Annotated in this window: 27 protein-coding genes; 11 read left to right on the forward strand and 16 right to left on the reverse strand. The window is 44.3% G+C overall.

What is annotated here, in order from left to right; all coding sequences use genetic code 11:
• Window positions 1-9: 9 nt before the first annotated feature.
• From mgtE to ribD, 4 genes are all read right to left on the reverse strand, one after another.
• A complete protein-coding gene (mgtE, locus tag ABZR88_RS10195; protein WP_107828871.1) occupies window positions 10-1,359 on the reverse strand; it encodes a magnesium transporter in 1,350 nt (449 codons plus the stop codon).
• Between the two features lie 151 nt (window positions 1,360-1,510).
• Window positions 1,511-2,125 (reverse strand): YigZ family protein, encoded by a 615-nt coding sequence (locus ABZR88_RS10200; protein ID WP_211309816.1) that lies wholly within the window; start codon window positions 2,123-2,125, stop codon window positions 1,511-1,513.
• Complete coding sequence (locus ABZR88_RS10205; protein ID WP_107828873.1) at window positions 2,125-2,991, reverse strand: DMT family transporter; 867 nt, start codon at window positions 2,989-2,991, stop codon at window positions 2,125-2,127. Before ABZR88_RS10205 ends, ABZR88_RS10200 begins: the two co-directional genes overlap by 1 nt.
• Window positions 2,991-4,040 carry a bifunctional diaminohydroxyphosphoribosylaminopyrimidine deaminase/5-amino-6-(5-phosphoribosylamino)uracil reductase RibD gene (gene ribD / locus ABZR88_RS10210; protein WP_107828874.1) on the reverse strand — a complete coding sequence of 350 codons (1,050 nt, stop codon included), beginning with the start codon at window positions 4,038-4,040 and terminating at the stop codon, window positions 2,991-2,993. The genes ABZR88_RS10205 and ribD overlap by 1 nt, the downstream gene beginning before the upstream one ends.
• Window positions 4,041-4,073: 33 nt before the next feature.
• On the opposite strand from ribD, the gene prmC reads away from it, so the two are divergent.
• Window positions 4,074-4,928 carry a peptide chain release factor N(5)-glutamine methyltransferase gene (gene prmC, locus ABZR88_RS10215; RefSeq protein WP_170113613.1) on the forward strand — a complete coding sequence of 285 codons (855 nt, stop codon included), beginning with the start codon at window positions 4,074-4,076 and terminating at the stop codon, window positions 4,926-4,928.
• Here prmC and xerD read toward each other — a convergent pair.
• Window positions 4,913-5,806, reverse strand: coding sequence for a site-specific tyrosine recombinase XerD (xerD, locus tag ABZR88_RS10220; protein WP_107828876.1), 894 nt, complete (start codon window positions 5,804-5,806; stop codon window positions 4,913-4,915). The two genes, prmC and xerD, sit on opposite strands and share 16 nt — an antisense overlap.
• Before the next feature lie 26 nt (window positions 5,807-5,832).
• Between xerD and aroQ the strand changes: the two genes are divergently transcribed.
• Both aroQ and ABZR88_RS10230 read left to right on the forward strand, forming a co-directional pair.
• Window positions 5,833-6,261, forward strand: coding sequence for a type II 3-dehydroquinate dehydratase (aroQ, locus tag ABZR88_RS10225; protein ID WP_211309817.1), 429 nt, complete (start codon window positions 5,833-5,835; stop codon window positions 6,259-6,261).
• 15 nt (window positions 6,262-6,276) lie between these two features.
• Entirely contained in the window at window positions 6,277-8,754 is a 2,478-nt protein-coding gene (locus tag ABZR88_RS10230; RefSeq protein ID WP_107828878.1) for a mechanosensitive ion channel family protein, read from the forward strand.
• On the opposite strand, the gene ABZR88_RS10235 is transcribed toward ABZR88_RS10230, so the two are convergent.
• Together ABZR88_RS10235 and ABZR88_RS10240 are read right to left on the reverse strand one after the other, a co-directional pair.
• Window positions 8,755-9,801, reverse strand: coding sequence for a glycosyltransferase family 2 protein (locus tag ABZR88_RS10235; protein WP_107828879.1), 1,047 nt, complete (start codon window positions 9,799-9,801; stop codon window positions 8,755-8,757).
• A gap of 1 nt (window position 9,802) precedes the next feature.
• Window positions 9,803-10,690, reverse strand: coding sequence for a lysophospholipid acyltransferase family protein (locus ABZR88_RS10240; RefSeq protein ID WP_107828880.1), 888 nt, complete (start codon window positions 10,688-10,690; stop codon window positions 9,803-9,805).
• A 39-nt stretch (window positions 10,691-10,729) separates the two neighbouring features.
• Between ABZR88_RS10240 and ABZR88_RS10245 the strand changes: the two genes are divergently transcribed.
• Both ABZR88_RS10245 and corA read left to right on the forward strand, forming a co-directional pair.
• Window positions 10,730-11,341, forward strand: coding sequence for a WbqC family protein (locus tag ABZR88_RS10245; RefSeq protein WP_107828881.1), 612 nt, complete (start codon window positions 10,730-10,732; stop codon window positions 11,339-11,341).
• A complete protein-coding gene (corA, locus tag ABZR88_RS10250; RefSeq protein ID WP_107828882.1) occupies window positions 11,341-12,468 on the forward strand; it encodes a magnesium/cobalt transporter CorA in 1,128 nt (375 codons plus the stop codon). The genes ABZR88_RS10245 and corA overlap by 1 nt, the downstream gene beginning before the upstream one ends.
• A gap of 3 nt (window positions 12,469-12,471) precedes the next feature.
• Here corA and ABZR88_RS10255 read toward each other — a convergent pair whose 3' ends face one another.
• The 4 genes from ABZR88_RS10255 to ABZR88_RS10270 form a co-directional block, all read right to left on the reverse strand.
• Window positions 12,472-13,707, reverse strand: a complete 1,236-nt coding sequence (locus ABZR88_RS10255; RefSeq protein WP_211309818.1) for an ectonucleotide pyrophosphatase/phosphodiesterase — start codon at window positions 13,705-13,707, stop codon at window positions 12,472-12,474.
• Between the two features lie 112 nt (window positions 13,708-13,819).
• Window positions 13,820-14,239: a BLUF domain-containing protein gene (locus ABZR88_RS10260; RefSeq protein WP_107828884.1), complete on the reverse strand. Its 420-nt coding sequence runs from the start codon at window positions 14,237-14,239 to the stop codon at window positions 13,820-13,822.
• Between the two features lie 85 nt (window positions 14,240-14,324).
• Window positions 14,325-14,744, reverse strand: coding sequence for a BLUF domain-containing protein (locus tag ABZR88_RS10265; RefSeq protein ID WP_107828885.1), 420 nt, complete (start codon window positions 14,742-14,744; stop codon window positions 14,325-14,327).
• A gap of 66 nt (window positions 14,745-14,810) precedes the next feature.
• Window positions 14,811-15,323, reverse strand: a complete 513-nt coding sequence (locus tag ABZR88_RS10270) for a GNAT family N-acetyltransferase (RefSeq protein ID WP_107828886.1) — start codon at window positions 15,321-15,323, stop codon at window positions 14,811-14,813.
• 136 nt (window positions 15,324-15,459) lie between these two features.
• On the opposite strand from ABZR88_RS10270, the gene ABZR88_RS10275 reads away from it, so the two are divergent.
• On the forward strand, window positions 15,460-17,115 hold the full coding sequence (locus ABZR88_RS10275) for a glycosyltransferase family 39 protein (protein WP_170113614.1): 1,656 nt from the start codon (window positions 15,460-15,462) through the stop codon (window positions 17,113-17,115).
• Window positions 17,116-17,123: 8 nt separating this feature from the next.
• Window positions 17,124-17,732 carry an FMN-binding negative transcriptional regulator gene (locus tag ABZR88_RS10280; RefSeq protein WP_107828888.1) on the forward strand — a complete coding sequence of 203 codons (609 nt, stop codon included), beginning with the start codon at window positions 17,124-17,126 and terminating at the stop codon, window positions 17,730-17,732.
• Window positions 17,733-17,735: 3 nt separating this feature from the next.
• Here ABZR88_RS10280 and ABZR88_RS10285 read toward each other — a convergent pair whose 3' ends face one another.
• Window positions 17,736-19,001, reverse strand: a complete 1,266-nt coding sequence (locus ABZR88_RS10285; protein WP_107828889.1) for a sodium:proton antiporter — start codon at window positions 18,999-19,001, stop codon at window positions 17,736-17,738.
• 209 nt (window positions 19,002-19,210) lie between these two features.
• Here ABZR88_RS10285 and ABZR88_RS10290 point away from each other — a divergent pair, with 209 nt between their 5' ends.
• The 3 genes from ABZR88_RS10290 (at window position 19,211) to ABZR88_RS10300 (ending at window position 21,108) form a co-directional block, all read left to right on the forward strand.
• On the forward strand, window positions 19,211-19,447 hold the full coding sequence (locus ABZR88_RS10290) for a hypothetical protein (RefSeq protein ID WP_107828890.1): 237 nt from the start codon (window positions 19,211-19,213) through the stop codon (window positions 19,445-19,447).
• A 159-nt stretch (window positions 19,448-19,606) separates the two neighbouring features.
• Window positions 19,607-20,557, forward strand: coding sequence for an aldo/keto reductase (locus ABZR88_RS10295; RefSeq protein ID WP_107828891.1), 951 nt, complete (start codon window positions 19,607-19,609; stop codon window positions 20,555-20,557).
• Window positions 20,558-20,682: 125 nt separating this feature from the next.
• Complete coding sequence (locus tag ABZR88_RS10300; RefSeq protein ID WP_107828892.1) at window positions 20,683-21,108, forward strand: DUF1801 domain-containing protein; 426 nt, start codon at window positions 20,683-20,685, stop codon at window positions 21,106-21,108.
• A 177-nt stretch (window positions 21,109-21,285) separates the two neighbouring features.
• On the opposite strand, the gene trxB is transcribed toward ABZR88_RS10300, so the two are convergent.
• From trxB to ABZR88_RS10320, 4 genes are all read right to left on the reverse strand, one after another.
• Complete coding sequence (gene trxB / locus ABZR88_RS10305; RefSeq protein WP_107828893.1) at window positions 21,286-22,242, reverse strand: thioredoxin-disulfide reductase; 957 nt, start codon at window positions 22,240-22,242, stop codon at window positions 21,286-21,288.
• A gap of 251 nt (window positions 22,243-22,493) precedes the next feature.
• On the reverse strand, window positions 22,494-22,916 hold the full coding sequence (locus ABZR88_RS10310) for a DUF3592 domain-containing protein (RefSeq protein WP_107828894.1): 423 nt from the start codon (window positions 22,914-22,916) through the stop codon (window positions 22,494-22,496).
• An 83-nt stretch (window positions 22,917-22,999) separates the two neighbouring features.
• Entirely contained in the window at window positions 23,000-24,628 is a 1,629-nt protein-coding gene (locus ABZR88_RS10315; RefSeq protein ID WP_107828895.1) for an acyl-CoA carboxylase subunit beta, read from the reverse strand.
• 503 nt (window positions 24,629-25,131) lie between these two features.
• Window positions 25,132-25,716, reverse strand: coding sequence for a TIGR00730 family Rossman fold protein (locus ABZR88_RS10320; RefSeq protein ID WP_107828896.1), 585 nt, complete (start codon window positions 25,714-25,716; stop codon window positions 25,132-25,134).
• A 159-nt stretch (window positions 25,717-25,875) separates the two neighbouring features.
• Here ABZR88_RS10320 and ABZR88_RS10325 point away from each other — a divergent pair, with 159 nt between their 5' ends.
• Window positions 25,876-26,616, forward strand: coding sequence for a hypothetical protein (locus ABZR88_RS10325; protein ID WP_107828897.1), 741 nt, complete (start codon window positions 25,876-25,878; stop codon window positions 26,614-26,616).
• The last annotated feature ends 69 nt before the right edge of the window (window positions 26,617-26,685 follow it).

The following is a 26,685-nucleotide window of genomic DNA, read 5'->3' on the forward strand; positions in this document are numbered from 1 at the left end:
CGTCAAATATTATAATAAAAGCTTGCTTGCCAAATAAAGTGGCAAGAAAAATCCTATACAATCAGTAAAAGTAGTGATTATGATGGATGAAGCTACAGCCGGATCTATTCCTACACGTTTTAAAATAAGCGGAATACCGGCGCCAGTAAGCCCAGCTACAACCAGATTGCCGGTCATGGCAAGGAACAGTACCAAGCCCAATTTGGGGTTCTGGTCATAAAACATGGCCACAAAAAACACAATCAAACCATTGGCCGCGCCATTAATCAAACCTACCAATATCTCTTTTAAAACCGTGTTATAAGCCTGTTTATCGCTCAGATTACTCAGTGAGATACGGCGTACCGTTACGGCCAGCGCCTGTGTAGCCGTGTTGCCACCCATACCGGCAATAATAGTCATATAAGCAGATATGACTGCCAGCTTAACCACAATAGCATCAAAACCGCGAATGATAGAGGCCGCCAGAAATGCAGTGGCAAGGTTGATGATCAACCACGGTAAACGGCTTTTTACGGCATCTTTCCAGTTACCACTCAGTTCTTCGTCTTCAGATACACCCGAGATTTTCAGAATGTCCTCGGTATTTTCCTGCTCCATTACGTCGATGATATCATCAACCGTAACGCGGCCAAGCAGTCGCATATCGTTATTTACAACCGGGATGCTGGTTAGGTTATATTGCGAGATAAGACGGGCTACTTCCTCCTGGTCAAGATCGGCCTTTACATAAACAAAATCCGTATTGATCAGCTCAGCTACCATGGCATTGGCACGGGCCTTAATAATATCCTTTACAGATACTATACCCAGCAGCATATCGGTATCATCAACAGCGTAGATGGTATAAAACTCCTCCATCTCTTCAGATTGACGGATAATCTCGTCCAGCGCATCTTTTTTATTCAGCCTGATGTTCACCTTGATCAGATCGGTGTCCATCAAACCACCCGCAGTATCTTCCTCGTAGGTTAGTAGCGCACGGATGTTGCTGGCATCCTCCTCATCCATTTCCTCCAGAATCTCCTGCTGGTCTTCTTCATCCATTTGAGAGATAATGTCGGTAGCATCGTCATAATCCAGCTCATCGATAATCTCTGAGCGTTTTTCCGGATCAAGACCAGCCAAAAGTTCGCCGGGATTATGTTCCTCGTCCATCTCGGCAATAACTTCCGAGGCAACATCGGCAGGGAGGATATTAATGATACGCTCGCGATCTGCTACATCGAGCTTTTCAAATAAAATAGCAATCTCAGAGGCGTGATACTCCTGCAGAAACTCGTGCAATTCATCATCACCATGCTCCAACGCTGCATGCAGCTTGAGCAAGTCTTCCTTGTTGATTTCAAAAGATTGCATATGGCGGCAAAGTACGCAAAAATGCGCCAAAAAATGAGCAAAAAAGAGGTACAAAAAAGTAGCAGAATAAACAACCAGCGAGCCGGCTCACTCCTATAAAAGCATTACTAAAACTAAGGCGTTTTACACAGAAAATCAGGATGTAAAGTTGTTACGCAGTGTAAAGGTAATGGGTCTTAACTGCAGAGATTCCTTCCAGCTTGCCAATAACCCTATTCAGATCAGCCTTACGGATGGCAATGGTAACCACACAATTATTATCAAACTGCTGCTCCATCACGTTGATCTGATCGTCTTTAATCACCTTCATTACATCGTTCATCTGCAGGTAATCAAAACTGATCTTGTATACATCTTTTACCGTCTGCTCAACTGCTTTGGTTTGGTTAAGCGCTTCTTCCGTTGCTGTTTTATAGGCATTGATCAATCCCGGTACGCCTAGCAAGGTCCCGCCGAAATAACGCACAACCACAACCAAAATGTTAGTCAAGTTTTTAGAAAGCAGCACATTAAGGATTGGCCGACCGGCTGTGCCTGATGGTTCGCCATCGTCATTAACCCGAAACACAGATCTGTCCGGACTCAGCCGCATGGCCCAGCAATGATGAACCGCTTTGGGATGTTCTGCTTTTAGCTGCGCGATGATGGGCTTAATCTCCTGCTCGCTGCGGATGGGATAGGCATAGGCCAGAAACTTGCTTCCGCGATCACGAAACAAGCCTTCGGCGGCGCAGGATATGGTAAGATAGGTATCGTCAAAAAGCATTATTTGGCCAGCATGAAATTAATGATGATAGCCAAAACAGCCAGTCCTAGCCCTACTTTATTGAGCGTGCTCAACTTCTCTTTAAATATCACCAAACCAACAATTGCGCCCAGTGCAATCACCGTAATATTCATGGTGGAGAAAACCGTGGAAGGATTAGTGGCGATAGCCTGATGGGCCTTGAGATAAAAATAGATATTAGCAAAATTGGCTATCCCTAATATCCAGCCGAAAAAAATATGCCGTAATGTAAATTGCAGCTTCCCGGCGAAGATCATAACCATCATCACAATCAGCGACAATGCAAAGGCCATGGTATAAATGACAATGAGCGACGAGGTAAATGACACGCCCTGGTAAGCTGCTACTTTTTTCAGCAGGATATCAATTACGCCCATCCCCACAAATACAATAAGCAAATAAATCCAGGCTGAGCCTGCACCGGCAGCACGGAAGCCACGCTGTTTTTGCCACGGAATAGCGCAAAGGATTGCGGCAAAACCTGTAGCTAAACCAATTGCCTTATAAGCACTGAGCGATTCATGAAAGATAACGAATGAAGCCAAGACCGGAATAAACAGCTCTAAACGCTGGGCAACATCTGTACGTACAATGCCAGCCGTGCGTACTGAAAGTGCGATGATAAAAAACAAAGCCGGCAGCAAAACTGCTAACGGTGTATAAATATCCAGCGGGAGTTGTTCCAGGTGCCTTACCTGCGGCCTGAAGAACAGCCAGGTTAGCACAATGGCAATAGAGTAATTCCAGGTGATGGCCTGAAATACATCTATGCTATACCGTTTGGCCAGCTTAAGCAGTACCGAAACCGCTACGCTGAAACAGGCGCTAAGAAGTATATAGATCATTAATTTTCTTTATGGTAGATGTTTAACGTATCTGAACCAATGGTTGATTGAGATACCATAACTCCTTTTATAAAAGGCGATTGTATGCCCATATTTAAAACTTTATCACCGGTAAAAACACGCGCTTCGTCCCACAAACCGGCATCGATAAAAGTTTTCAAGGTTGCAGCGCCGCCTTCTATAATTACCGACTGCACATCCTGCAAATACAGTTGGTACAGGATATACTGCGGCACAAAATAGTTAAAATCCTCCAGCGCTATGTATTTGTTTTTGCCGACAAAGTCAAACTTCACTTCGTTAAAAATGAACGTTTCTACCGAATTATCAAACACATTCATGGTTTCAGGAAGCTCGAGCCGACGGTCAATAACCACGCGTTTAGGTGAACGGCCGGGCCAATTACGGGTAGATAGCTGGGGGTTGTCTGCAAACACAGTGTTTTTGCCTACCAATATGGCATCTTCCTCACTACGCCATTTGTGCACCAAATGTTTGGCTTCAGGCCCGGTTATCCAGAATTGCGAGCCATCTTCCGGAGCAAAAAAACCATCCTTGGTTTGGGCCCATTTTAAGATGATATAAGGCCGATGTTGCTGCACCCGGGTAAAGAAACGACGATTAAGGTGCAAACATTCCTGCTCTAATACACCCAAAGTCACCTCTACTCCTGCCGCTTGCAATTTTTCTATCCCCTTGCCATCCACCGCCGGGAAAGGATCGCGGCAGCCTACTACTACCCTCGGGATACGATGCTTAATGATCAGATCTGCACAGGGCGGCGTTTTACCGTAATGTGCGCAAGGCTCTAACGATACATAAATGGTTGCGTCTGCCAAAAGCTCGGCAGCGTTGGAGTGTTTATGCAACGCATCGTTTACCGCGTTCACCTCCGCGTGTGCCTGACCGTACTGGCGATGATAGCCCTCACCAATAATGCTATCATTATGAACAATAACGGCGCCTACCATAGGGTTCGGACTCACGTGCCCGATTCCCAGACTGGCCAGTTCAAGGCAACGCTGCATATATTTTTGGTGCAATGGCATGCTGCAAAAGTAGCTTTTCTGTTTCTTTGTTGCATGAAAACAGTTAAGGATGTATTTGCTGAGTTTAAAGCGCGTTTATCAGAACTTTACGCCACAGATGAGACAGACGCTATAACCTCATTAGTTTTGAGCGAGTTAATTCAAACTAATAAAGCCAAACTAAAAGCATTCCCAGAGCTGGAGATACCAGAAAGCATCGGCCTGCAACTAACCGATATCTTATCTCGCTTAGAAACGGGCGAACCTGCTCAATACATCCTCGGCGAAACTGAATTTTATGGTTTGCCATTTAAGGTTAGTCCGGCGGTGTTGATTCCCCGACCTGAAACTGAAGAGCTGGTTCAATGGATCTTAGATACAACTAAACAAACACCGGTTAAAACCATCCTTGATATTGGCGCCGGCAGTGGCTGCATTGCTATCGCCCTCAAAAAGCATTTACCAAACGTTCAGGTTTATGCGATGGATGTATCAGCGGCAGCGCTGAATATCGCTAAGCAAAATGCGGTGCTGAATGAAGCGGAAGTTCATTTCATATTTGATGACATCCTTAATCCAGCAGAGCAGCTGCCTCAGTTTGATATCATCGTCAGCAACCCGCCATATGTTACTTTGGAAGACAAGGAACAAATGCACCGCAACGTAACCGACTTTGAGCCGCATACCGCTTTATTTGTTCCGCAGGATGATCCATTGATCTTTTATCGTGCTATCACCCAGTTTGCCGCGAAAAAACTAAATTCTAACGGATATCTTTTCTTTGAAATCAATGAAAACTATGGCGAACAAACCATTGATCTCATTAATAATAATCAATTTATAAATAGCGAGTTAAGAAAAGATTTAACCGACCGTGATCGCATGACCAAAGCTCAACTACGGGGGTGAAACTCTATGATGGTGCTGCGCAGGTATTCGCGGTCTAAGTGGGTATAGATTTCCGTAGTGGTAATACTTTCGTGCCCCAGCATCTCCTGTACGGCTCGCAGATCGGCACCGCCTTCAATCAAATGAGAAGCAAAGGAATGCCTGAAAGTGTGCGGACTAATATTCTTCTTCAGCCCAATCAACGCTGCCAGCTGCTTGATGATAATAAACATCATCTCACGGGTTAAATGTGCGCCGCGGCGGTTTAGGAAAACATAGTCCTCCTCGCCTTTTTTAACCTCTACGTGCACGCGCACCTGATTCAGCCAGATATCTAATGCTTTTTTGGCTTCATTACCAATGGGCACCAAGCGTTCTTTATTGCCTTTTCCGGTTACCTTTATAAAGTCGATATCCAGATAAAGGTTAGATATTTTAAGTCCGATAAGTTCAGACACCCGCAGTCCGCAGCTATAAATCACCTCCAGCATGGCTTTATTACGCGGGCCCTCTGGTTTGGAAAGATCAATGGCGGCAATGAGGTTGTTGATATCCTCAATGGTGAGCACGTCCGGCAGTTTCCGGCGTGTTTTGGGCGCTTCCAGCAACTCAGCCGGATCGGTTTGGATGATATCTTCCAGTAAAAGGTATTTGAAGAATGCCTTGATCCCCGAGATGATGCGCGCTTGCGAGGTGGGCACTACATCGCCTATCTCCACAATAAAATCGCGCAGATCCGTTAAAGTAATTGTGTCTGGCTTAAGCGGGGCAAACTTTGCTTCTGCAAATTGTGTTAGTTTATCGACATCCCTGCCGTAGGCTTGAATAGAATTATCGGAGAGCGACTTTTCCAGTCGCAAATAAGATTGAAATCCTTTTTTAGCCGAACGCCAGTCCAATTGATATTTTTACTAAGTTTGACGTGATGAAGATACAAATTATTAACGGCCCCAACCTTAACCTGCTTGGAGTTCGGGAAAAATCGATATACGGCGACAGCGACTTCAATACCTACCTGGATAGCCTGAAACATCGTTATCCGAGTTATGAGATCAGCTATTTTCAGAGCAATAAAGAAGGCGAACTAATTGACAAACTGCACGAAGTGGGTTTTGATTATGATGCCATCATTTTGAACGCAGGTGCTTACACCCACACTTCGGTTGCCATTGCCGATGCTATTTCGGCCATCAATACACCGGTGGTTGAGGTGCATATTTCTAACGTGCATAAACGCGAAGCTTTTAGGCACCACTCCTACCTTTCGGCAGTTTGTAAAGGTATCATTGTAGGTTTCGGATTAGATGGGTATCGCCTGGCTATAGAAAGTTTCACTGCACCGGTTCAGCAATAAAATCATTTTCAGCAGATGATGCGTGAGGCAAAAAGTTGTTTAAAGTATTTAGCGGCGTTTGCCCTGCTATTGGTGTGTGCACTGCCCAACGCAAACGCCCAGCACTCGCACCGTAAATCAAACAAACGCGATTCGTTGCGGCGCTCTATCTTACGTCGCGACTCGATGATGCGCACTTTTAAGCGCTCTGATACCTCTATTAACGATTATCTGCAAAAGGTTGAATATTACAACGCGTCATTCAACCAGATAAAAAACAACCTGGGGCGTGATATCGATACAGTAGAGATCAGCACGCAATTGCCTAAGATTGAAAAGCGCGTACAGCTGGTAAAAAAATTGATCAACGACGATCAATCCAGTACCCTACGCTACCTCTACACCATCCGCGACCTACTTGACCGCAGCGAAGAACAGCTTGACGGCTGGCAAGACCAGCTGAGTGACCTGAATGAAAAGCTGGTTCAATCACAAAGCGATCTATCGCAGATGCACAAAGACTCTATGCTGCGCGTATTACCATCTGATACCTCGATGGTAAAAACCTTTATGCAGCAAAAAATTACTATCTACCGCAAATGGCACAAGCTTGACTCGTTAGATAAGTTATTACTCACCAAAGTTGGCCTACTGCAAAACAGGGTTACCTCAGCTTACATCTCCGTATTAGATCAAACCGACCAGATAGATCAAAAGATCCGTGTTTTTGGCGACCGCGCGCTCTCCTGCGAGGCGGGTTACATCTGGCAAGCCCCAACCAATAAAACGGCCACATTTAAAGACGCCTTCAACCGGTCACTCACCATGAACGGCAAGCTGTTCAGCATTATGATTACGCGTGACGTGGTATTGCATGTTTGCGCCGGCCTGCTTTTTGTCTTATTTCTGGCTTGGGTGGGGTACAATCGCCGAAAGATATTGTTATACAAAGAGCGCCCGCATGAGATTTTAAGCCAGACCACTTACCTGGCCAAGTACCCGTTTGTTTCGGCCTTTTTATTGGTAACCGCTGTTGCACCAAACTTTTACAATTACCCACCAGTGGTGTTTATTGAGGTGTTTGCCCTGTTGATGTTTATTACCGTGCTTTACCTGGTTAAAAAGACGCAAGAGCGACCGGTATTCATCTTCCTGCTGCAACTATTTGTTCTCACTTTGTTTTATAGCGCCAGTAACCTGTTTGTAAAAGCATCAGAGGCAGATCGGGTGGTAATATTAATATTGGCCGGCCTGACTGCTGCAATGGCCATTCAATTACAAAAAAAATTGCAGGGCAGCGATGATTTCCTGCCGCACAGCCGGTTCATTATCCGTGTGTTTATCATCCTGCAAGCCATCTCTTTCGTGCTTAACGTATTCGGCCGGTTCAGCCTGGCTAAGATCATCGGCTTTACGGCGGTATATAACCTATGGCTGGGCTTAGGACTGTACATGGTAGTACAAATCCTGATGGAAAGCCTTTTCCTGCAATTAGAGGCCAATAAGTCAGACCAGGGCATTAACTCTTATATTGACTTTAGTGTATTACAGAAAAAACTGCGCCGCATCCTTAGTTTCGGTGCCACTATAGTATGGCTTATCATGCTTGCACAAAACCTGAGTATTGAGGATGGCGTGTTTGATTGGATAAGTGAGGTGTTAACCACTTCGCACACCGTTGGCGGTACAGGCACCTTTACCTTTGGCAGCGTGATCATTTTTGTAGCGGTGATCTGGCTATCGTCAATTGTGGCACGCCTCATTAGCTATATCTATGATTTTGCCGATCAGCATCGCTCGGCGCCTTTATTTAAGAAGAAAACACGCACCTCAATCCTGGTGGTAAAAATTGCCGTTTTTGCTATTGGCTTTTTGCTGGCTGTAGCAGCCTCTGGTGTTCCTTTAGATAAAGTGACCATCATCATTAGTGCGTTTGGCGTGGGCATAGGTTTCGGTTTGCAGAACATCGTAAACAACCTGGTTTCAGGCTTGATCCTGGCATTTGAACGACCGGTACAAATTGGTGATGTAATTGAGGTTGACAATAAATCGGGCACCATCAAAGAGATTGGTATCCGTTCCAGCCGCATAGTAATAGGCAATGGCGCAGAATTGATTGTTCCTAACGGCGATCTGATCTCTAACCACGTGATCAACTGGACGTTGAGTGATAGCAACCGCCAGGTGACGCTTAAAATCAGTGTAGCCTATGGTTCTGATATTAAACAGGTAGAACAATTGCTAAGAGATGTACTAAAAGACCGGGAAGATATTATGAGCACCCCGCCGCCATCTGTACTGCTGCAAAACCTGAGCGAAAGCTCTATTGAGTTTAAAGTATCGTTCTGGGCCGATGAAATTGGTAATTGGGAAAGACTGAAAAGCCAGGTACTGGCTGATATTTATGCTACGCTACGTAAAGAAGGCATAGGATTGCCTTATACGCCGAAAGAAGTAGCTATCCATCTGCCCAACGAAAAGAAGGACGACGAAAAGACTAACGATAAGAAATAACTATCGGTAAAAATCGTCCTGTTGCAGATCGGTAAAAGCTTTTTTCTTCTTCACAAAAAACTCCCACACAATATTGTGCTTGTACATACCAAACAACGTAGAGTGATGCGGAATAACGCCGTGCTTGTTTTTTAATGATTGCTCGCGCTTAAACATATTGCGCACAAAATTCTGGTGTGCACGGCTCACAGCCCAGGCATCTTTACGCTTGCCCTCGCCCATGAAACGCATAATGGCCAGCAGATCCAGCCAGAAACGCACGCTGATAGTTACCACAGAGCGTCCCCATGGCAAGTTCTTTTTGAGCAGCAACAGGTTGTTCCTGAAGTTGAGATAGGTTTTAAACGGATTCTCTTTATCCAGCGTTCCGCCGCCAACGTGGTAAACCTCAGACTCAGCGCAGTACATGATACGGTAGTTCATGTTTTTTAAGCGCCAGCACAGGTCAATCTCCTCCATGTGGGCAAAAAAGCGCTCGTCAAAACCGCCCGCAGCATCCCAGCATTCTTTTTTAATGAACAGCGCAGCACCGGTAGCCCAAAATACCTCGCCCGATTGATTGTATTGCCCCTTGTCCTCCTCCACCTCATAGAAAATCCGTCCGCGGCAAAAAGGATAGCCATAACTGTCAATAAAGCCACCAGCAGCACCGGCGTGTTCAAAATGTGTTTTTTGATGATACGCTTTGATCTTAGGTGCAGCTGCTGCAATGGTATCATCGGCCTCCATCATTTCTATAACGGGCTCAATCCAATTGGGCGTTACCTCAATATCTGAGTTTAAGAGGATCAGATAATCAGCTTCGACATGTTGCAGCACACGATTATAACCACCGGTAAAACCATAGTTGGCATCGTTCTGAACGATCTTAATTTGCGGATACTGGCTTTTAAGAAAAACTACCGAATCATCGGTAGAAGCGTTATCTCCTACTACTATCTCCAGGTTGGACCAGGTGGTAGTCATAACAGATGGCAGGAACTGCTGCAGATATTTCAGGCCGTTCCAATTCAAAATAACAATGGCAACTTTAGGAGTGTTGTTCATCTTAAATTGCCTTCGGCTTAAATTTCCATCTGCGGTGAGACCATAACCAATATTGTGGCGCAAGTTTAATCATATTTTCCAGATACGCCACATGTTTGTTAGTAATAGCATGCGGTTCTGCGTTTTTCGGCTCATCTTCCAGCAAGGCAAAACTGAAGGTATAATATCCCCGCTTAACGCAGCGTACATCGCAAAATACCACAACGGCGTTGGTGCTTTTAGCCAGCTTTTCCACCCCCATAAAAACGGCAGTAGGCTGGTTCAAAAATTCTGTAAAATATTGTACAGACTCCTGTATCGGCGTCTGGTCTGATACCAGCATGGTAAAGGTCTGTTTGCCGCGCAATTCAATCAGTTTGCGCAAAATATCTTTCATAGCTACCAGGGTGGCTCCAAAACGCTGGCGCATGTGTTTAAAGAGTTTTTCGTACGTTTCATTTCTGAGCGGCTTATACACGATAACCCGCTCAACATCAGTATAAAAACTAAAACGCAAGGCCGCCAGTTCCCAATTGCCATAGTGGCCAACGGCACCAATTATTGGCCGGCCTGTGGCAATAATTTTATTTATCTCAATATCAGTTTGGGCAGATTGAAGTGCCATTCTTTTAAGTACCTGCTTTTTGCTAATGGTAAGCATTTTAATAGTTTCCAGCATCAGATCACACAGATAGCTATAAAACTTACGCTCAATGGCGCGGCGCTCGGCATCAGTTTTTTCGGGGAATGAGTTACGCAGATTTTCGCGCACTACTTTTTTGCGATAACCGGTGAGGTAGTAGATCACAAAGTACAAAACATCTGACAACAGATATAAAAACCAGAAGGGCAGCAACGATAGCAAGTACAAAAAGAACACGCCTATTCTTGAAAGCCCTTTTATTATCATTAATTTCGCAGAATTTTTAGCTGCAAAAGTAATAATATAATGACAGAAAACGGCGCCGTATTCCCCATGTTTTATCTTCCTCCCGTTCAATATTTTAGCCTGCTATATCAGCATCGCAACAATATATTGATAGAGAAAGACGAACACCTCATTAAGCAAACCTATCGCAACCGCGCACATATCTACTCGCCCGACGGCCTGCTTTCGCTGGTTGTACCGGTTATCAAGGGCTCCAAAGTACATACACAAATGAAAGACGTGCGCATCAGTTATGATTTTAACTGGCAGCGCTTGCATTGGATGAGCCTGCAGGGATGTTACCGCCGCTCGGCTTATTTTGAATATTATGAGGCTGATTTCGTGCGCTTTTATGAAGAAAAATTTGAATTCCTGTTTGATTATAATGAGCAATTACTCAACATGATCATCGGCATGACGAAGATGAAAACCAACATCAGCCTGACAGAAACTTACGAGCGCGACTACCCTGACATGGCCGATTACCGCATGACTTTTAGTGCTAAAAAGGAAATAGCTTATGAACAAAAACCCTATTTTCAGGTTTTTGAAGAAAGAAAAGGGTTTATGAAAAACCTGAGCATTGTGGACCTGCTGTTTAACCAGGGGCCGCAAACGTTAAACTACCTGTAATGACTATTCCCTCAATACCCCGTTTAAGATTTAAAGTAAACAAACGCCTGGGCGAAGTGGGCGATGCACCCGGCATGATTCGTATTGCCGATGATGCGTTGAAACCCAAGATTTCCGTTTTTTCTTACAACGAGCACGAAGTACAATGTGCCGAAGGGCATGACCTGGCCGTTATATTAAAGCAGTTTGAGGAATGCAAATGCCACTGCCATTGGATCAAAATAAACGGACTGGGCGATCTGCAGCTAATTGAAGAGATTGGCACCCACCTTAACGTTGACACGCTGGTACTGGAGGATATTAGCAGCAACCACCAACGGCCAAAATTTGAGGAATATGATGAATACGTGTTTGCGGTGAGCCGCATCATCTTCATCAACAAAGAAAATGAGATTGTAAACAGTCAGTTTTCTGCCATCGTTAAAAAAGATCTCATCATTACTTTTGAAGATGATTATTCAGACCGCTTTGACGTAATCAAAACCAGGCTCAATGCCGGCAAGGGCGCCATTAGAACGGCCGGCCCTGCTTATATGCTTTATGCCTTAACTGATACCATTATTGACCAATATTTTGTTAAACTGGCCCACATTGGCGACAGTTTGGACGAGCTGGAAGATAAACTGTATGACAAGGCCGATAAAACCATTATGTATAACGCGCAGCACCTTAAGCGCTCATTAATTATGATGCGTCGCGTGGCCTGGCCAGAGCGCGATAAGGTGAACGACATGATCCGTTCAGACAGTCCACTCATTACTCCCGAGGTTAAAAATTACCTACGCGATGCTTACGATCATTGTATCCAGATTATGGATTTGATTGAGAGCTATAAAGAGATAACTTCCAGCGTGATAGACCTTTATTTGAGCATGGTAAGCAACCGCATGAACGAGATTATGAAGGTGCTCACCATCATTTCGGTAATTTTCATCCCCCTTACGTTTATCGCGGGTATTTACGGCATGAACTTCTCTCACCAAGATGAACATGGTCGCACCATCCCAGATAACATGCCCGAGCTTTACTGGCCGCATGGCTATGTTTACGCATTAGTACTAATGTTTGCTATTGCGTTGGTGCAAGTATATGTATTCTGGAAAAAGGGCTGGTTTAATCGCTTATAAGCGCTATTGCTTTAGTATTTTATGAGCTACAGCCAATGTGCCGTCAATCTTCTCTGTAACTTTTAAACCGAGCAATTTTGCTACAACCGGGTAAACATTCACATTTTCAAATGGCGGTATTACCAATCGTTTTTTAAACTGTGGGCCCCAGGCGTAGAAAATAGCGTTCATATCTTTAACCAGACCCGGGTCATAGCCGTGTGCACCGGGGTCAATATATTTATACTGCGGCATTTTAAACGCGTAGGGATAATTGGGTGTTATAACAATATCGCCAATGCGGTGATAACGATCGTCTTTAGCCGTATAATGTTTACTGGCAGGTAAATTACTTTTTAAATATACCTTATAATTATGCGCTTCCTTGTGTAAAGTGCGGTAGGTGCTGTTTATATACCGATCTTGTCCTTTCTTGGCATAAACTTCCAATATTGTTCCCTCGCCAGAAACAATAAATTTACTGGTGTCTATCGATGCCGGAATACTCAGCGGCGAATCATTTTTAATCTTGGCCATCCCGTGGTCTGACACCAGAATAAAATTGACATTCTTTACTCTGGATGCCTTAACCAGCTGGGTCATGGCATATACGGCCGAGTCTATCAGGCGAACAGCGGCTATGGTTTCAGAAGCGTCCGGACCATATTTGTGCCCCTTCTGATCAACCTGCGGAAAATAGAACGTTATTAAATGCGGACGCCTTTCTGGTGGTAAGTCCAACCAATTTTTCACCACTTGTAAACGGCTGGGCATGTTAATGGCCTCGTTGTAATGATAGAAATATGTGGGGCCGAAACCTTTTTCTCTGGCCTCGCCACCAACCCAATAAAAACAGGCAGATAGCATGTGCTGCTGCTCAGCCAGTGTCCACAACGGGGTGCCACCATACCATTGGGTTTCGCCGGCGGATTTGCCTTTATGCCAGTAATAGGATTCGGTACCGGGATCATAAAAATCATTGGCTATTATACCGTGATGCGCGGGATAAAGCCCTGTGACCAAAGTATAATGATTAGGAAAAGTTACCGACGGAAACGCAGGGATTAAATATTTTGCAGAAATACCGCCCTTACTTAATTCAAGCAGATGCTTGGCCTGGTATCGTTCAGCATAATCATACCTAAAGCCATCTGCCGAGATCAAGATGACATAGGGCTTTTGCTGCTGCCTACGCGAATTAACCCGGCCAGGAACAATTTGCTGAGCAGTATCCAACTGTGCAATAGCTGAATTTGCCAAAACGCAAACTAAAAGTGCAAACAAATAATTTTTCATAGCGTTAGCGTATAAACAAATTTATCTTAACCCTATGAGCATTTATAATTTTACAGATTATTTAATACTGCCGATACTATAATATATTGTTGACCAAAAAACTCTTCATCAGTGTTATACTGGGATGGGGCCCGTTTATTTTTTGTGCAACTTGTGTTTGGTTTTTAGGATCAAGATAACCCCGCACTTGTATTAAGTCGGTGGATTTAACCGCGCTAAAACCCATGGACCAATCTGCAAACGAGCGGTAACTGATAGGCCCTGTTATCATCAATTGTACATCGCGGTGTCTGCTATCTCGTTTGATCGAGGCAAACGTACGGTCTATATCAGCAATATCACCCTCCAAAACTTGTATAAAGGTGCGATGACAGTACAACAGCATACCTGTAATATTGCGCTGGCTGTTCAAATCACGGCTTTCAATAAGCAGGCTCGACAGATCATCGTCTGTCATCAGTTTAACAGCGGTGCTGATGTAAATAAGGTAGTCCATAAAGCTAAACAAGTACCGGTAAATTAAAATAACCTGTTTAAATTATAAAGTTTTAAAATGAGTTGATTATAAGAATAGGTTTTGGCTACGAAAAATGCTCCTTCAGAAAATCGTCAATAATTTTGATTTCAGGATAAATACCCCTGGTGAGGTTTGTAGTCTTTCGCGCATCAATCGGATTGAGGTAAGCTTTAACATCGGTCATGTCTTGTTTACCAACAGGCACAAAACCCATGCGCCAACCCTTGAACATACGTCCATCCGTTTCGCCGGTTGTTAAAATTTGGATGTTTTTAAAACGCTCGTCCTTCGTTATCTCCGCGTAAGCTTGGGTTAAATCGGGCAATTCTCCTTCTATAACTTGAAGAAAAACATTCTGGCTGTAAAGTAGCAAACCAGTTATGTTTAGCTTCAAATTGCTAACGCGATACTCTTCGAGCATCGCCATGAGGCCATCGTCAGTTACAGCTGTCGCAGCCTCGCTGACATAAATAAGAAAATCCATCAATTAGGGGCGTAAATAAATTAACTACGAAGAATTAAACATAACGGATTTGAAAAAGTTTCAATTTCAAATCTCCTTGTCTAATACTAACAGTTGGATTACCTCTTTAGGTATGCCAAATTTCTCGTCGTTATGAAAGGGTATCACCTCTCCCGTGGGTTTATATCCACGACGTATATACCAGTCTAACAGCTCTTTACGAGATGATATCACCGTCATAGTAATAGCTGTACACTCTAGCTGGAAAGCCAGTAGTTCAGCCTCATGTAACAATTGCCTGCCTATGCCATTAGCCTGCTCATTGGGGTTTACGGAGAGCATGCCCAGATATAATTTTTGATTGCGCACTTGTAAGTAAACACAGCCGGTAATATGATGATCTGTATTAACGTATTTGAGTATCATGATGGCCGGATTGAGCAGATAACCGGTCATGGTTTCTACATCAACACGTTGCCCGCCAAGCAGATGGGCTTCTGTTGTCCAGCCCTTTTTGGAGCTTTCGCCGCGGTACGCATTGTTTACAAGTTCAGTTAATTCTACAGCATCATCAATTGCTGCACGGGATACAGGTTTCATAAGCTTCAGAATACAAACGTAATAGTTTTTAGCTGGTAATCAACGTTTAAAAGCGCTGCACAACGTCTTGTTCTAAATTTTAGTAATATTGCCCACTCAAACATTCAATCAGAAAGGCAGTAAAAAAGCATATCGTATGAACCAGAAAAACCGACAATTTTACCTGCTGCTGTTCATCCTGGCTCTTGTTGTTAATTTTTGTACGATCAACTTTCTGTTTTTTACAGATGACCCGGGCTTATATGCCTCCATTGCCAAGCAACTCATCTACAAGCACGACTTTTTCCAGCTTTACAGCTATGGGGCCGATTGGCTGGATAAGCCTCACCTGCCCTTCTGGTTGGTGATGATTAGTTTCCGTACGTTTGGCATCTACACCTGGACGTATAAACTGCCCGCCATCATTTGCTTTTTATTAAGCCTGTTATATACCTGGTTGTTTGCCCGTAAATACTACGGGGCAGAAGTAGCTGCTATGGCCGTGCTGATAGTGAGCACATCACTACACGTTATGATGTCAAATACCGACATCAGGGCCGAGCCTTACCTTATGGCTTTTATTACTGGCGCCATTTATCACATTTCTAACCTGGAAAGGCGTTCATCGGGCACACAACTCGTTCTTGCCGCATTGCTTACCGCTTTGGCGGTAATGACCAAGGGCGTATTTGTAATGATAGCCATTTACGGCGCACTGGGGGGCCATCTGCTACTGGCCGGGAAATTAAAAGAAGTATTCAGATTTAAATGGGTGCTACTGGTAATACTTACCGTCATTTTTTCCGCTCCCGAGCTTTACAGTCTTTATATTCAGTTTGATCTGCATCCCGAGAAGGTGGTTTTCGGGCATCAGCATGTATCGGGTATTAAATGGTTTCTGTGGGACAGCCAGTTCGGACGGTTTACCAATAGCGGACCGATCAGTCGTAAAACAGGCAGCATTTTTTATTTTCTGCATACGCTACTTTGGGCGTTTGGGCCGTGGTGCCTGCTGTTCTATTTTTCTGTTTACAAGATTGTTAGCGACATTATTAAAAGAAAACATCAGCGTGAGTATTATGCCATCAGCGGCGGCTTGATTTTATTGGCGCTTTTCTCTTTGTCAGGTTTTCAACTGCCGTTTTATACCAATATTATTTTTCCGTTGTTTGCTATTTGCACGGCAAGGATTTGTCATGAACAGCTTACGTCATCAACCGAGCGAACTATACGTTCTGTTGCCCAGTGGATCTATGTTATAGCGTTACCGATAGTGGTTATCCTGCTTAACTACTTTTTAAAGCCAGCTCATTATTGGCCGTTTATTATAGATATCATAGTGTTTGTGCCGATTGCTATTTACTTGCTTAAATCTGGCAAACAAATGTCCTCACAGCTGTTTCTGCTCAACTGCGTAGCCATGTTGTTTGCCTGTTTTTATGTCAATACCGAATTCTATCCTACCATTATCAGGTATAAAGGCGAACCTAAGGCAGCCAGATACGTCAATCAGCAAGTTCCTCAAACAACAGCTGTTTATTCGGTAAAAAGCCTGAACAATGTGTTTCAGTTTTATTGCGACAGACCGGTGGGCTTGTTCAATATGGAGCAATTTAATGCCACACCATCGCCGGCAGGGGCTTTGTTTTATGCAGATCAAGAATCAGTAGATCAGTTGCGCAGCCTGCATCAACAGTTTGTGGTGGTAAAAGAGTTTTGCAACTATCCCGAAGAAAACATTTTGCCGGCTTTTATCAACGAAAGTACCCGCGCTTCTACCCTGTCTAAAGTCTACCTGATTAAAAAGCCGTAATTTGCGGTATGTATATTCCTAAACATTTCGCACTTGATGATGTGCCGCAAGCCGTCGCCTTCATGCAGAAATACAGTTTTGCCACGTTGGTGACTGCCATTGGTAATCATCCTGAGGCTACACATATTCCCTTTATTACGGAACAGCGTGGTAACGATATAATATTGACCTCGCATTTTGCCAAAGCTAATCCACAAGCAGCAGATATTGATCAGACCGAAGCTTTGGTAATATTTACAGAGCCACATGCCTATATTTCGCCTTCGCATTATGAGAAACTCCAAAATGTGCCAACATGGAATTACATAGCCATACATGCCTACGGCAAGGCAATTATTATTGAAGACGAAGCAGCTCAATTGCAGATGATGGAAACGATGATCAGCACTTATGACGCACCTTACTTACAACAATGGGATAGCATGCCCATAGATTACAAGCAAAAATTATTAAAGGGCATTGTAGCTTTTGAGATTAGGGTAACGGACCTGCAAGGCAAACAAAAACTAAGTCAAAACAGAACCGAAGTGGAGCGTAATAACATAGTCGACACACTCAGTAAAAGCAAAGACAGTGTAGTGCGCGATTTGTCTGACTACATGAAGTTTAATCACTAGACATCAGGCATTCTCTTCAACCGGTTCTTCCTCCAAATGATAAATGCGGTTAATCATCCGGTTCAGTGTCAACCCCTGAACAATGATGGAAAAAATCACTATAAAATAGCTTCCGGCCAGTATTAATTCGCGGTACTTGGTATGGGGTAATGACAGTGCTAACGCGATGGATATCCCTCCCCGCACGCCGGCCCAGGTAAGTATGCGCACGCTTTTATAACTGGTTTTAAGATTTCGCCGCAAAAAAGTAATAGGCAACATAATACTGGCCCACCGCGCTACCAGAATAAGTATAATGGCCAGCGAACCAGTCATCCAGTAATTATTAAGAAACGGAAAATTGACCATTTGCAAACCTATCATCACAAACAGGATGGTATTCAGCAGTTCATCCACCAGCCGCCAAAAACGTTCTAAAGCTTGATGAGATCGCTCTTTCTCATCGCTGTTTATAGAGCGATTGCCTGTAAATAAGCCTGCTGTAACCACCGCCAGCGGGATAGATAAATGCAGGTATGAGGCCACAAGCGAGATGCCCATTACCAAAGCCAGCGATACCAGCACAATGGTTTGAAAATCGGCAATAGAGCGCATCAATCGGTAGGCAAAAAAACCGCAGATAATACCCAGACCAATACCGCCGAACACTTCACGCACAAATAACATCAGCGCATTACCAAAATCAATATTATTATCACCAGACTGCGTGATTTCCAACAGCGTGATAAAGAGCACCAATCCTACACCATCGTTAAACAACGATTCGCCCTCTATAATGGTCTCCAGGTGAGTTGGCAATCTTGTCCCTCTAATAATTGCCGCTACGGCAACCGGATCTGTAGGCGATACCAGCGCCCCAAAGAGCAGGCAATAAACCAGTGGAACGTAGATATGGAATACAGGAGCTATAAAATAAAACAGCGTACCGAACACGCCAGTGGATAGAATAACACCTATCGTGCTCAAAATAAACACAGGTCGCATCTCTCGCTTCAATTTCTTGCCGTCAACATTAAAAGAGCCGGCAAACAGCAGGAAACCCAACATGATATTGAGCACTGTTCTAGAGAAGTCAATGTTTTTGGCCAGCGCCGTTAACCAGGCAGAAGCACTCGGATAAAGTTGATTGATAACCAATATGAGTATAGAAACCGAAATGGCCAGCGTAATGATACCAATAGTACCCGGCAGCCTGATAAACCTTGCATTAATATAAGAGTATGCCGCACTAATGATTATCAATAAAGCAATAATGACAAACAAACTCATTCTATATTAATATTATGATGATCGAAAAAAATTAATAGCAGGTGCCCATAACTTTTAACCGCAGACCCAACCACTGCTTTAATTACAACAGCAATAGACTAAAATTGTGTGCTTAGCCCCCAATCGGACATAACGACTGACGCAACCCGGCTTCAAAATTTGATAAACCATTTGGTGCAAAAGGCTGTTCTTTTATCAAAATGACGACCATGGAAAATGCATTTGATGTAAAACTAACCGGATCTGACACCGTGGTGGAAGGTATTGCCCGCGCCATTGGCTACCCCGGATACAGCCAGGCCTATGAGTTTAACGCTATTGACGAGAGTATACACCTGATTGTTGGTCGCAACGCGCACGGCCACTGGGAAAGGATAGCTGGCAGTACCCCCTATTTTTCAAGCTGGGTTGAAGAGTTGGTGGAGCAGGTATCTGTTTTAAAATAAGCCGTCCTTAAAGCAAAAGGCCGACTAAATTTCATTAGTAACCAAGCACTACAGGTCTGGTATTTCATAATGTATGCTATATTTAACCACAGAGACACAAAAGCTTTTATAGAGCTATCCTCCGTGCAATAACTCTCTTTGTGATTAAACAAAACGAACATGGAAAAACGAGAAATAGGAAAAACCAGTATTGCTGTTGCCCCGCTGATGTTTGGTGGCAACGTTTTTGGCTGGACGGCAGACGAGCAAACGTCATTCAAACTGTTGGATGCCTTTGTAGACCTTGGCTTTAACTTTGTTGATACCGCCGACGTTTATACACGCTGGGTACCCGGCCACGTCGGTGGCGAATCTGAAAACATTATTGGCAAATGGTTCAAGCAATCGGGTAAACGCGATAAGATAGTACTGGCTACCAAAGTTGGCAAAGAGATGCTGGCAGGGAAAGGTCTCTCTCCGGAATATATTAAAAAAGCGGTTGAGGCTTCGCTGACACGATTGCAAACAGATTATATCGATCTCTATCAGTCGCATGATGACGATAAGGATACACCGCTGGAAGTTACCATGCAGGCTTTCTCTGATTTAATTAAAGAAGGTAAAGTACGCATCATCGGCGCCTCCAACTACCAGGGCGACCGCCTTGCCGAAGCGTTGCAAGTTAGCGCAAGTAAAGATCTGGCTGCTTATCAAACCCTTCAACCCGAATATAATCTATACGCCCGCGAGCATTACGAAAAAACACTCGAACCTTTATGCCTGGAGCGCGGCGTGGGCGTAGTGCCATTCTTCTCGCTCGCCAGTGGTTTCCTCAGCGGAAAGTACCGTTCTGAGGCCGATGCCAACAAGAGTAAACGCGGGAAAAATATTGTATCTAAATATTTAGACACCCGTGGTTACCGTATTCTTGACGGATTAGATAAGGTGGCCGATGAGCATAACGTTAGTCAAGCCACTGTGGCCTTGGCTTGGTTAATGGCTAGACCATCTATCCTGGCGCCTTTGGCCAGCGCTACCAATGTTGAGCAATTAAAAGAACTGGCAGCGTCGGTAGAGTTGAAATTAACTGAAGCTGATATTGAGTTATTGAATAAAGCAAGCGCCTATTAGTCATTTCTCCTTATGTTATTTCGAACGTTAGTTTGTTGACTAGTTCAATCGCAGTTATTGAACTAGTGAGAAGGCCAAGTTCTTCGACGTGAATTACTTATATTTAACCTAACAACCTCACTCCCATGGCTAAACTCAAAACCACCGAAACAGTAGCCAGCGTAGCTGATTTTATCAATACCGTTGACGACGAAGCCAAACGCGCCGATAGCCACCTATTAGTAGCACTGATGCAACAGGTAACCAGGCTGGAGCCTAAAATGTGGGGACCGTCTATCATAGGTTTTGACAGCTATCATTACAAATACGATAGCGGCCACGAGGGCGACATGATGATGGTAGGCTTCTCACCACGCAAGGCGACTTTAACGCTGTATATCCATGGCGGGGCTGATTACGAGGGGAAAGATGAGCTACTGGCAAAGCTGGGCAAGCACACTACATCTAAAGGATGTTTGTATATTAAGAAGCTAAAAGATGTGGATATGGAGGTATTAAAGCAACTGGTTGAAAAGGCTTATGCCTATATGAGGGGGAAATATCCGGGATAATTAGCAAAACATAAAAGACAAGTTCAGACTGACAGCCCTCTCGTTTGTCACTTCACTTTCATAGTCCCATCGCCGGATTTTATTACTCAGAATGACAAAATGCAAAAAGGCACGGAAGCAGTCCGTGCCTTTACTATATCCTGTAAATCCTCAGAATCTTTAAAATCCTGGTTCAACTTAAGCTACTACCTCGTGCTCTTTGGCAGCCAGGTAACGCTCGGCATCAATAGCTGCCATACACCCGGTACCGGCTGCAGTAACAGCCTGACGGTAAACATGATCTTGCGCATCGCCGCAGCAGAAAACGCCTTCAACGTTGGTGCGGGTTGAACCTGGAACAGTTTGAATATAACCGGTCTCGTCCATATCCAACCAGCCTTTAAAAATATCGGTGTTGGGTTTATGACCGATAGCCACAAAGAAGCCGGTAACATCCAATTTGGTTTCAGCACCGGTTTGGTTATTAACTACCTGTACAGCAGTTACATTCAGACCGTCGCCTAAAATCTCTTTGGTTTCGGTATTATATAAAATTTCGATGTTATGGGTGTGCTGTACACGGTGCATCATTGCTTTTGAAGCACGGAACTCCCCACGACGAACCAGCATGTAAACCTTGTTACACATTTTAGCCAGGTAAGTAGCTTCTTCGGCCGCGGTATCACCGGCACCTACAATAGCCACATCCTGCTGGCGGAAGAAGAAACCGTCGCAAACGGCACAGGCAGAAACGCCAAAGCCGTTGTATTTTTGCTCACTTTCCAATCCGAGCCATTTAGCAGAGGCGCCGGTAGAAATAATTACGGTATCGGCAGAGATAGTTTTCTCGCCATCTACCACTACTTTATGGGGTGTACTGCTAAAATCAACCTCGGTAATGTAACCAAAGCGGATATCAGTACCTAAACGCTCCGCCTGTTTGCGGAAGTTCTCCATCATTTCAGGGCCCTGGATCCCATCAGGATAACCCGGGTAGTTCTCTACTTCGGTAGTTTGGGTAAGTTGGCCACCAGCCAGAATACCGGTATATAAAACAGGTTTCAGATCGGCACGCGAGGCGTAAATGGCCGCAGTATAACCCGCAGGCCCCGAACCGATGATCAGACATTTTACGTGTTCAGTTGGTTGTTGCATTCTTGCTTAAAAAAATGAAAGACAAAAATATAAAAATCAGGATAGTTTCAGGTCAGGTGTTGGTAAACATTAATAGTGTGCAAATTTTGAGTGACCAAAAGGCTGGAAGATGAGTTTAAAAAGTTTGTCATTGCGAGGAACGAAGCAATCTCGTCGTAAGACAAATACGTGCGACGAGATTGCTTCGCGCTCAACCTTGCGCTATGCCCTGCTCGCAATGACAAATTTTTAATAAGCAATGAGATTGCCCTTCACCCATACGCATTTACATCTTTCATACAAATCATCCACATACCCACTAAAATAAAAACGATGCCCGGCGCAAGGCAAAAAATATAGGTATAGGCTGATACCTTGCTTTCGTCCAGAATAAATTTTTCGGGGTTTTGGGTATTATAGAGTACGCTTACTGTATCGCCCTTTTGATACTCATAGGGATTAAAAGAAACGTTGATCTCTTCAATAATCAACGCCTGTTTTTGGGTAATAAAACCAATAACCATGTAATAATCATCGGCCCCCTGCTCATCTTTCTTAGTAATGATATCATATACCGATCCCTCAGCACGCAGGCATTTGCTGCACATGCTGGTGTACCGTTTAAGCCGGTATAAGCCATATACCAGGAAGAGGATCCCGGCTGCCAGTGGAATATGATACCATTCTAAATGCATCACATTAATTTAGTGCTTATCTGTAAAAACAGCAAATGTAAATGGCAATAATATGCCTGCTTATATAACTGTCAATCGCCTGCTCAGGTTTGGATCACGCCTACATTAAATTGCTTTTCTATGGGCGCATGGTCTGCTGCTTCTATACCCATAGAGATTACTTTACGGGTCTCCAGCGGATCAATCACTCCGTCTACCCACAAGCGTGCAGCCGCATAATATGGCGTGGTCTGACTGTCGTACTTATCGGTAATCGTTTTCAGCAGATGCTGTTCTTCTGCCGCAGAAAGCACTTCTCCCCTTGCTTTTGAACCCGAGGTTTGGATCTGCAACAATGTTTTAGCCGCCTGCGCGCCGCCCATTACCGCAATTTTGGCCGAAGGCCAGGCAAAGATCAACCTTGGATCATAAGCTTTACCGCACATGGCATAATTGCCGGCACCGTAAGAGTTACCTATCACAATGGTAAACTTAGGCACCACAGAGTTGGCTACAGCGTTCACCATCTTGGCACCGTCTTTTATAATCCCACCCTGCTCTGAGCGGCTACCTACCATAAAACCGGTAACATCCTGCAGAAACACCAGCGGGATCTTCTTTTGGTTACAGTTCATAATAAAACGGGTAGCCTTATCGGCCGAGTCGGAATAGATGACACCGCCAAACTGCATCTCTCCTTTTTTTGACTTAAGCACTTTCCGCTGATTTGCCACTATCCCCACAGCCCAGCCGTCAATGCGGCCTAGTCCGCAGATGATGGATTGGCCGAAGCCCTCTTTATATTGTTCAAAAGCTGATTCATCCACCAATCGTTCTATGATCTGTAACATGTCGTAGGGCTTTTCGCGACTATCAGGCAAAATCCCATAGATATCCTCTTGTTTCTGCTTAGGCAGCAATGGCTTAACGCGATCAAACCCGGCTTTAGGGTTAGCCCCCATCATGCTAAAAATATTGCGGATGCTATCCAGACAGGCGCGGTCATTGGGCTGCTTGTAATCGGTAACGCCCGATATCTCGCAATGCGTAGTGGCTCCACCCAGGGTTTCATTATCTACATCCTCGCCAATGGCCGATTTTACCAGATATGATCCTGCCAGGAAAACCGAGCCTGTGCCATCAACAATCATAGCTTCATCGCTCATAATTGGCAGGTATGCACCACCAGCCACACACGGGCCCATTATGGCGGCAATCTGCACAATGCCCATGCTGCTCATCTGCGCGTTATTGCGAAAAATGCGACCGAAGTGTTCTTTATCCGGAAATATCTCGTCCTGCAAAGGCAGGTACACCCCGGCAGAATCTACCAGATAGATAACGGGCAGGCGGTTCTCCATGGCAATCTCCTGCGCTCGCAGGTTCTTCTTCGCAGTAATTGGGAACCATGCGCCGGCTTTCACCGTGGCATCATTAGCTACCACTACACACTGACGGCCCGATACGTAACCAATAACGCAGACCACACCGCCCGACGGACAGCCACCATGCTCGGCATACATACCATCACCAACAAGGGCACCAATTTCTACACGTTGGGTATTTTTATCCAACAGGTAGTCAATGCGCTCGCGTGCAAGCAGCTTGCCTTTTTCTTTTTGTTTGGCTGCGGCTTTCTCGCCGCCACCCTGATATATTTTCTTTAAGCGGTTCTTCAGATCATAGATCTGTTGCTTATTCAGATCTTCGTTGCGGTTAAATTCAATGTCCATAATTGGTGGTAGTACGCTGTAATGTTAAGCAACATTTCTTATAAATACAATGCGCGCATAGTAATTTATATTTTAAGCAAGGAGGCTATTTTCAAATAAATTTGGTTTACATATCAGGGATGTTACATTTGCAACATCCCCCAACCTATTACTTCACCCGCGTAGTTAACAAAAACTCAATTGTCTCAAACCAACGTTTGGTACAGTTTTTACACTACTTGTGGCAAGGAACTAATTGATAAACCATAAAACGAACGAGGATGATTGTGCTGACCGTAATTTATTTGTGTAAGAAGTATAATGTGCTGGCTTGGTTTAAACGTACACGTATGGTAGGCGCCACTGGTTAATTAGGCCTATTAAATTCATAAAGTATCCATTTATGTCATTGCGAGGAGGAACGACGAAGCAATCTCGTCGAATGCAAATCTGCACTGTTAGTCGGATTGTATTATGACGAGATTGCTTCGTTCCTCGCAATGACAATACGACTAGCCTATATTTTAAGTTAAGTTCCTGTCGCGAAACCAAACTTCGTCTGGCGTGGCTGTAAAGTTGCTGAGCAGGTCAACCAGCTCGATGGCATCCGCGCTGGTAATCACCAGGTCGCGGTTTACCGGCTTAAGGAAACGCTGTTCTACCATTACGTCCATCTGCTTGAGCAGAAAATCGTAAAATCCGTTTACGTTGAGCACGCCGATGGGTTTACGATGCAGGCCTAACTGCAGCCAGGTAAGCACTTCAAAAAACTCTTCCAGCGTACCAAAACCACCGGGCAGCATGATAATGCCATCACATAAGTCATTCATCATTTGCTTGCGTTGATGCATGTTTTCAACCACATGCATTTCGGTCAAACCTTTGTGGCCAACCTCTTTATCCTGCAAAAACTGAGGAATCACCCCTATTGTGCGGCCGTTACGTTCAATCATCGCATCGGCCAGTAATCCCATTACACCCACGCTGCCGCCGCCAAAAACCAGGCCCATGTTGCGGGCCACCATTACTTCGGCCAGTTGTTCAACAGCTTGTTTCAGGATGGGGTCGCCATTATAGTTAGCGCCGCAGAATACGCAGATATTTTGCATAACGAAGGATGAATGATTAGTATGATGCAAAGTCGGCAAAGTATAGGACGTCAAAAAATAATCAGCGAGATATTTATCAACAAATAATGGTTTTGTGGTAACAATAAATCAGATTATCTATCTAACTTCACGAAAACCTTAAATCAAAAAAAAACACAAATGAGAAAATTAACCTTGTCAGCAGTAGCGCTATTTGCCTGCGCGACAGCCTTTGCACAAAACATTACCAACCCCAAGTTTGATGGACGCGATGACACTAACACTAGCATCAGCAAAATAGAAACAAACAAACAATTTACAGTCATCACCTTTGAAACTGTTGCACCGGGCGATAGCAGTTGGGTGGAGATAAATAACGACATGTTTATCCGCACAGGAAATGATGTGCACTACAAATTTGTAAAAGCGGAGGATATCGCCATAGCTCCTAAAAAAACTACCATCGCACGTGGCGGCGATAAACTAACCTTTAAGGTTTATTTTGAGAAAATACCCGCAACAACTAAATATGTTGATGTGATTGAAAGAGCAGGAACATCAGGGGACGCCATCAGATTCTTTAATTTTTACCATGTAAGTTTAACAGCGTCTCGACCGGTAGAAAACCAACGCGTTGTGAGTGTAACGCTTGCCCCTCCTCCGCCGCCGATGAACATGCGTAACGCAATGGACATGGGCGGAATAATGAATGCCATGGCGCCAATGATGGGTGCAATGACCAAATCGACCTTGGACGCCCAGGTAGAGTATTTCAAACAACCAGGTAAATTACAGGAGATAGCCAAATTAACCAGGGCCTATCTTGACGCTTTAATGAATGAAGGCATAACCCGTGACGAAGCCATAAAAATCATCACTGCCGATGGACTGATGCCTAAAATAGGTACCACCGGTAAATAACCGGCACCACAAATGCTCGCATAAAAGAAAGAGCGATGGGTCCCATCGCTCTTTTCTTTTTATCAACTA

Origin of the sequence: Mucilaginibacter yixingensis (assembly GCF_041080815.1) — a bacterium.
GTDB classification, from domain to species: domain Bacteria; phylum Bacteroidota; class Bacteroidia; order Sphingobacteriales; family Sphingobacteriaceae; genus Mucilaginibacter; species Mucilaginibacter yixingensis.

What these genes read in the sequence shown, in the direction of transcription:
- mgtE (WP_107828871.1), bottom strand. Translation starts at nt 1,359, where the DNA reads ATGCAATCTTTTGAAATCAACAAGGAAGACTTGCTCAAGCTGCATGCA.
- ABZR88_RS10200 (WP_211309816.1), bottom strand. Translation starts at nt 2,125, where the DNA reads ATGCTTTTTGACGATACCTATCTTACCATATCCTGCGCCGCCGAAGGC.
- ABZR88_RS10205 (WP_107828873.1), bottom strand. Translation starts at nt 2,991, where the DNA reads ATGATCTATATACTTCTTAGCGCCTGTTTCAGCGTAGCGGTTTCGGTA.
- ribD (WP_107828874.1), bottom strand. Translation starts at nt 4,040, where the DNA reads ATGCCATTGCACCAAAAATATATGCAGCGTTGCCTTGAACTGGCCAGT.
- prmC (WP_170113613.1), top strand. Translation starts at nt 4,074, where the DNA reads ATGAAAACAGTTAAGGATGTATTTGCTGAGTTTAAAGCGCGTTTATCA.
- aroQ (WP_211309817.1), top strand. Translation starts at nt 5,833, where the DNA reads ATGAAGATACAAATTATTAACGGCCCCAACCTTAACCTGCTTGGAGTT.
- ABZR88_RS10230 (WP_107828878.1), top strand. Translation starts at nt 6,277, where the DNA reads ATGATGCGTGAGGCAAAAAGTTGTTTAAAGTATTTAGCGGCGTTTGCC.
- ABZR88_RS10235 (WP_107828879.1), bottom strand. Translation starts at nt 9,801, where the DNA reads ATGAACAACACTCCTAAAGTTGCCATTGTTATTTTGAATTGGAACGGC.
- ABZR88_RS10240 (WP_107828880.1), bottom strand. Translation starts at nt 10,690, where the DNA reads ATGATAATAAAAGGGCTTTCAAGAATAGGCGTGTTCTTTTTGTACTTG.
- ABZR88_RS10245 (WP_107828881.1), top strand. Translation starts at nt 10,730, where the DNA reads ATGACAGAAAACGGCGCCGTATTCCCCATGTTTTATCTTCCTCCCGTT.
- corA (WP_107828882.1), top strand. Translation starts at nt 11,341, where the DNA reads ATGACTATTCCCTCAATACCCCGTTTAAGATTTAAAGTAAACAAACGC.
- ABZR88_RS10260 (WP_107828884.1), bottom strand. Translation starts at nt 14,239, where the DNA reads ATGGACTACCTTATTTACATCAGCACCGCTGTTAAACTGATGACAGAC.
- ABZR88_RS10265 (WP_107828885.1), bottom strand. Translation starts at nt 14,744, where the DNA reads ATGGATTTTCTTATTTATGTCAGCGAGGCTGCGACAGCTGTAACTGAC.
- ABZR88_RS10270 (WP_107828886.1), bottom strand. Translation starts at nt 15,323, where the DNA reads ATGAAACCTGTATCCCGTGCAGCAATTGATGATGCTGTAGAATTAACT.
- ABZR88_RS10275 (WP_170113614.1), top strand. Translation starts at nt 15,460, where the DNA reads ATGAACCAGAAAAACCGACAATTTTACCTGCTGCTGTTCATCCTGGCT.
- ABZR88_RS10280 (WP_107828888.1), top strand. Translation starts at nt 17,124, where the DNA reads ATGTATATTCCTAAACATTTCGCACTTGATGATGTGCCGCAAGCCGTC.
- ABZR88_RS10285 (WP_107828889.1), bottom strand. Translation starts at nt 19,001, where the DNA reads ATGAGTTTGTTTGTCATTATTGCTTTATTGATAATCATTAGTGCGGCA.
- ABZR88_RS10290 (WP_107828890.1), top strand. Translation starts at nt 19,211, where the DNA reads ATGGAAAATGCATTTGATGTAAAACTAACCGGATCTGACACCGTGGTG.
- ABZR88_RS10295 (WP_107828891.1), top strand. Translation starts at nt 19,607, where the DNA reads ATGGAAAAACGAGAAATAGGAAAAACCAGTATTGCTGTTGCCCCGCTG.
- ABZR88_RS10300 (WP_107828892.1), top strand. Translation starts at nt 20,683, where the DNA reads ATGGCTAAACTCAAAACCACCGAAACAGTAGCCAGCGTAGCTGATTTT.
- trxB (WP_107828893.1), bottom strand. Translation starts at nt 22,242, where the DNA reads ATGCAACAACCAACTGAACACGTAAAATGTCTGATCATCGGTTCGGGG.
- ABZR88_RS10310 (WP_107828894.1), bottom strand. Translation starts at nt 22,916, where the DNA reads ATGCATTTAGAATGGTATCATATTCCACTGGCAGCCGGGATCCTCTTC.
- ABZR88_RS10315 (WP_107828895.1), bottom strand. Translation starts at nt 24,628, where the DNA reads ATGGACATTGAATTTAACCGCAACGAAGATCTGAATAAGCAACAGATC.
- ABZR88_RS10320 (WP_107828896.1), bottom strand. Translation starts at nt 25,716, where the DNA reads ATGCAAAATATCTGCGTATTCTGCGGCGCTAACTATAATGGCGACCCC.
- ABZR88_RS10325 (WP_107828897.1), top strand. Translation starts at nt 25,876, where the DNA reads ATGAGAAAATTAACCTTGTCAGCAGTAGCGCTATTTGCCTGCGCGACA.